The following is a 4,836-nucleotide window of genomic DNA, read 5'->3' as shown; positions in this document are numbered from 1 at the left end:
CGATCACGGCGATGAAGGAGTGGCAGGCCAAGCGACCTGAGTTATTTACCAAACGGGTGGTTAATCACACGGGACCCGACAGCTATTCACAGAGATGCCCAACAAACGAGTATACTGGCCTGTGTTTGTCCAGGCTGCTCGGATAAATCACCATCAGCTCCTTGCTAAGGCCAGGCTCACTCACGGGAATAGCCACCAGACTTCCATTTTGGACCTCCTCCCGTACAGAACTTTCAAGCACCAACGATGCGCCAAGTCCGACCTTAACCGCTTGCTTGACGGCTTCGGTGCTACCCAGCTGCATAGATACCGTCGGAAATGGCCCATGCTCACCGAAGTAGGTCGCCAAAAGCCGGCCAGTGCCGGTGCCGGGTTCGCCGCCGATCAGAGCCATGTTAGACAGCGTATCGCGGTCGATATCGGTTCGACGGGCTAACGGGTGACCAGGCGGAACGATTAGAACAACGGGCTCGTTACGCCACGCCTGAGCATGGAATCCGGGTAGATCATGCCACCACTCCATAATCGCCACGTCCAGCTCACCGTCCGATAAATGCCGTGCAATAGTCGGATTGGAATCTATTACCACATCCACCTCGGGCCCTACGCCCAGCTCCTTGTAACGACGGATGTAGGGCTGGAGCATATAAATCCCAATATTGGAGCTCGCCCCAACGCGAAGTCGAGCCTCCATAATGGAAGATCTCGCCTGCTCCTCCAGCCGGAGCAGACTTCGGGCAAAAGGCAACAAGGTTAAGGCAGCCCGGGTTGGCTCACAGCCAGAGCGCCCCCTGTGGACCAATAAAACGCCAAGTTGGTTTTCGAGTTTTTGAAGGTGCTGGGACAGTGTGGGTTGTGCGATGTCCAACTGGCGGGCTGCGGCCTGAAACCCGTTGTGGTCCAGCACCGCCACGAAACTCTTCAGCCAGACAAGATTCAGCATGGGCCGCTCTCGCGGCCACTGGGATCATTGATCGCATCATCCGGCCGCTCACCCCGAAGCACTTGCAGAATGTTCCGAGCAGCGCGTTGCTCGATAGCCAGACGCACCTGGCTGACGGCCGATCCGATGTGAGCAGTAAACAGCGTGTTGGGGTGGGCCCTGAGCCCCTGGGCGATCTCCCTCGGACGATCTTCTCTCGCCCAATCTTCCATCTCAAACACATCAGCGGCGTACCCCCCCAACTGACCGGATTGAAGCGCTTGCAGAACACTACCCTCATCCACCACAGATCCACGGCAGGGATTGATAAGGAATGCGCCCGGTTTCATTCCTGTTAGCGTTTCGCGATTAATGGTGTGGAGGGTTTGCTCATTGAGCGCCAGTGCCAGGATCACAATATCTGACTGGGCCAGCAGCATCTTGAGGGGAGTATGGGACAAACCCAGTGCCTGCTCATGCTGCACGGGTAAACGTTCCGGCTGGGAATAGATTAAATCCGCTCCCCATCCGTTCAGGCGCTGCGCCACCGCTTGGCCGATGGCCCCCATACCCACAATACCAATCCGTGAGCCTTCGATCCCCTGCCCATAGAAGCGTGGTGTCCAGCCAGTAAATTCACCGGATCGAACGAAGTGGTCCGCCGCCTTGACTTGTCGGGTGAGACTGATCGTCAGCCCGACCGTTAGCTCTGCAGTAGGCACGGTTAGCAAATCCGGTACAAATGTCAGCCAAACCCCATGACGCGTGCAGGCATCCACATCAAAGTTGTCATAGCCTTTCAGGGCTGCACCAATCACCTTCAAGCGCGGACACCCCTGTAGGAACTCCTCTCCAACTCGGTCTGGCATGAACGCCATCATCGCATCAGCGTCTGCAACGCGCGCAGCCACTTCCTCCTGGGGCAACGTGGCGCCGGATTGGTTGGTGACCAGCTCGCAATCTTGGGCAAGTTCATCCAGAACACTGTCATGGATCTTATGGGTTATCACAACCTTGGGTTTCATCGACGTTCCTTATTTGAATTTCTTACGAAGGCGGCCACTGAGACTGTCCACGACGGTGACCATCAACAAGATGACAATGAGAATGGCGCTGACTTCCTGATACTGCATGATTCTCAGCGAGCCCATCAATTCGAAGCCAATACCACCGGCACCCACCATGCCCATTACGGTCGAGGCACGGAAATTGTATTCCCAGCGATAAATGGACACGTCCGCGAATTGAGGAAGTGCTTGTGGCAGCACGGCGTGATAGAGCACCTGCAAGCGAGTAGCGCCGGCAGCATCGGCCGCTTCCACTGGCGCCTCATCTACATGCTCAATCGCTTCGGCAAAAAACTTTCCAACCATGCCAATGGAGTGAAGACCGAGCGCCAGTACGCCAGGCAACGCCCCAAAACCAACAGCAGCCACGAAGATGATGCCCATGATCAGTTCCGGGACTGAACGCAAACCGTTTAAAAGGGTTCGAGTTACTTGGAACACCACCGGATGTGGAGAGGTGTTGCGCGCAGCCAGGAATGCCAGTGGCACAGACAAGGTTACTGCAATGGCAGTACCGGCAATGCTCATCGCAAGCGTGTCGATTAACGGCGACACCCAGCTGGCCACATTGGTGAAGTCAGGTGGAAGAGATTCGCCAATGAGTGTGCCTATGGCTGGCACGCCATTGGCAAGTGTATTGAAATTGAGCAGCCCTACGTACCAACTTGCGACAAAAATGATGAGCAGCACTAACAGCGACTGTCCGAGTTTTTTCCGCCAGCCTTTCGCGTGCTCATCCAGCACGGAGGCCGACGGGGCCGGCGACAGAGTCGCCGGTTCCGTCGTTGTATAGTTCATGGGGCACTCCTCACATTTTTGCGAAATCAAGATTGAGCAGGCCAGCCATAGCGCGGATGACATCGTAATCTTCGTCGGTAATTGCCGCGAATCCCTCAGCCTTCAGGTTGTCGAGAATCTCCGGGTCATCGATCTGCAGAAAGGCTTTCTGAATGTTGCTCTTCAGCTCAGGGGCCAGGTTCGAACGCATGGCCCAGGGGTATTGAGGAAAGTCACCGCTGTAGCCCAGCACTTTGACCTTGCTCCGATCAATCAAACCGCGGTCCATCACATGCTCGAAGATAACTTCGGACAACCCTCCGGCGTCGGCATTGCCATTGGCGACGTTAACCGCAACAGCGTCATGGCTACCGACGAAATGAGCCTCATAGTCCTTTCCGGCTTCGAGCCCTGCCTTCTCAAGGAGTACGGCCTTGGGGATCAGGTGGCTGGAAGTGGATGCGGGGTCACCGAAGGCCATTTTCTTGCCTTTGATATCCGCGAAGGAGCTAACGCCAGAGTCCGCATTGGCAATAATGATGGAGCGATAAGTCGGCTTCCCGTCTACCACCATGGCGGCAAAGGGTTCAATGTCACTCTTACTCTTGGCCATCACATAGGACAACGGACCAAAGTAAGCCAGGTCAATTCGGCCAAAACGCATGGCTTCGATCATGGAGGAGTAATCGGTGGTAACAATCAGTTCTACTTCCTTACCAAGAGTGGTTTCCAGGTAATCCTTCAAAGGTTGGTTTCGCTTGATCAGTTCTGACGCGTTCTCATCCGGCAGCAAGGCAACTTTCAAAAGATCAGGGTCTGTATCTGCGGCATGGGCTGACCATTGGATGCCGAGCATCATTATCAGAGCCAGCAAAGAGTGAATCATTGTCTTCATTGTGCTATCTCCAGTACGTCTGTCGTTATCGGGGTGGTCTTAGGTTTATGGATGGCTGGTTTGCCTTCCGCAGCTACCACGCTGGGTGAACGGTGGTAAATCTCGTCCAGGTGTTTCGATTTCAGGTTTTCAGGAGCATCGTCAAAAACGATATGAGCGTTCGAAAGGCCGATGATCCGGTCTGCAAAACGCTGGGCGTATTCCAATTGGTGCAAGGAAATAACCGCGGTGATTCCATCTTCCTGACAAATATCGCGCAGTAGGCCGAGTACCTTTTCAGAAGTGGCCGGATCCAGGCTGGCAACGGGCTCATCGGCAAGAATCATGGATGGTTGCTGCACCAATGCTCTGGCGATTCCAACCCGCTGCTGCTGGCCGCCGGACAACTGATCTACTCGGGAAAGCGCTTTGTCAGCCAGACCTACGCGGTCGAGGCATTGCAGAGCCAACTCCAGGTCCTGCCGGGGCAGGGGAAGCAGGCTTCGCCAAGTACCGTGATACGCAAGTCTGCCTGTCAGCACATTCTGTAACGCGGTGTATCGTTCGATCAGCTGGTGATGCTGGAACACCATGGCGGTGCGGCTGCGGTGCTGTCGCAGGATTCTACGGTTGGTCAGTTCACCAAACTCGCCAGACACAACCTTCCCGGTTGTGGGCTTAACCAGGTGATTCAGTGAACGAAGCAGAGTGGATTTACCCGCGCCTGAAAGTCCCAGTAGCACGGTGAATTCGCCCTTGTGAAAGTGAACGTTGGTGGGTTTGAGCGCGAGGACGTTTCCCGGGTAGGTTACGCCCATACTCTCGACTCGAAGCATCACATTGGTTGATTGAGTTGGCGCCACAGGATCACCTTTTGCAATAAATAAGCTCGCCGTATTGCGAGTTACAATTGAACGGTAAAGCTGAGAGATGACACCGTCGTGTCACTGACGTGACAGTTTGATGAAGTGCTTTTGGTTCGCAAGGATTTTCCGAAGGGCTCTGTGAAATACATGGAGCTCAGCCAAAGTGGAACGAGCCACCCAGGAGCTTAAGCAACAAAAATTGCGTTCCACCGTCAGTCGGCGAATCTCACGGTACAGTTCGTCCGTGCTGAGTTGGCGGTCTCAATGACCAAGTGCAACACGTGACCCATCAGGTACGGTGTTGCTATGACTCACTGCTATCGCCACCTC

General features: G+C 54.8%; 5 protein-coding genes. All 5 read right to left on the bottom strand.

The window, feature by feature from the left end:
- Window positions 1-82: 82 nt before the first annotated feature.
- From G7A98_RS16495 to phnC, 5 genes are read right to left on the bottom strand one after another with little or no spacing between them, the layout of a single operon-like run.
- A complete protein-coding gene (locus tag G7A98_RS16495; protein WP_011783503.1) occupies window positions 83-943 on the bottom strand; it encodes a LysR family transcriptional regulator in 861 nt (286 codons plus the stop codon).
- Window positions 937-1,947: a phosphonate dehydrogenase gene (locus tag G7A98_RS16490; protein ID WP_104417573.1), complete on the bottom strand. Its 1,011-nt coding sequence runs from the start codon at window positions 1,945-1,947 to the stop codon at window positions 937-939. Before G7A98_RS16490 ends, G7A98_RS16495 begins: the two co-directional genes overlap by 7 nt.
- A gap of 9 nt (window positions 1,948-1,956) precedes the next feature.
- Window positions 1,957-2,787 carry a phosphonate ABC transporter, permease protein PhnE gene (gene phnE / locus G7A98_RS16485; RefSeq protein ID WP_011784781.1) on the bottom strand — a complete coding sequence of 277 codons (831 nt, stop codon included), beginning with the start codon at window positions 2,785-2,787 and terminating at the stop codon, window positions 1,957-1,959.
- 10 nt (window positions 2,788-2,797) lie between these two features.
- Window positions 2,798-3,661, bottom strand: a complete 864-nt coding sequence (gene phnD / locus G7A98_RS16480; RefSeq protein ID WP_163650766.1) for a phosphate/phosphite/phosphonate ABC transporter substrate-binding protein — start codon at window positions 3,659-3,661, stop codon at window positions 2,798-2,800.
- Window positions 3,658-4,476: a phosphonate ABC transporter ATP-binding protein gene (gene phnC, locus G7A98_RS16475; protein WP_020833797.1), complete on the bottom strand. Its 819-nt coding sequence runs from the start codon at window positions 4,474-4,476 to the stop codon at window positions 3,658-3,660. Before phnC ends, phnD begins: the two co-directional genes overlap by 4 nt.
- Window positions 4,477-4,836: the final 360 nt, after the last annotated feature.

Origin of the sequence: Modicisalibacter sp. 'Wilcox' (genome assembly GCF_010993675.1) — a bacterium.
Classification (GTDB): domain Bacteria; phylum Pseudomonadota; class Gammaproteobacteria; order Pseudomonadales; family Halomonadaceae; genus Modicisalibacter; species Modicisalibacter tunisiensis.
This window is presented reverse-complemented; position numbering and strand designations above follow the sequence as displayed.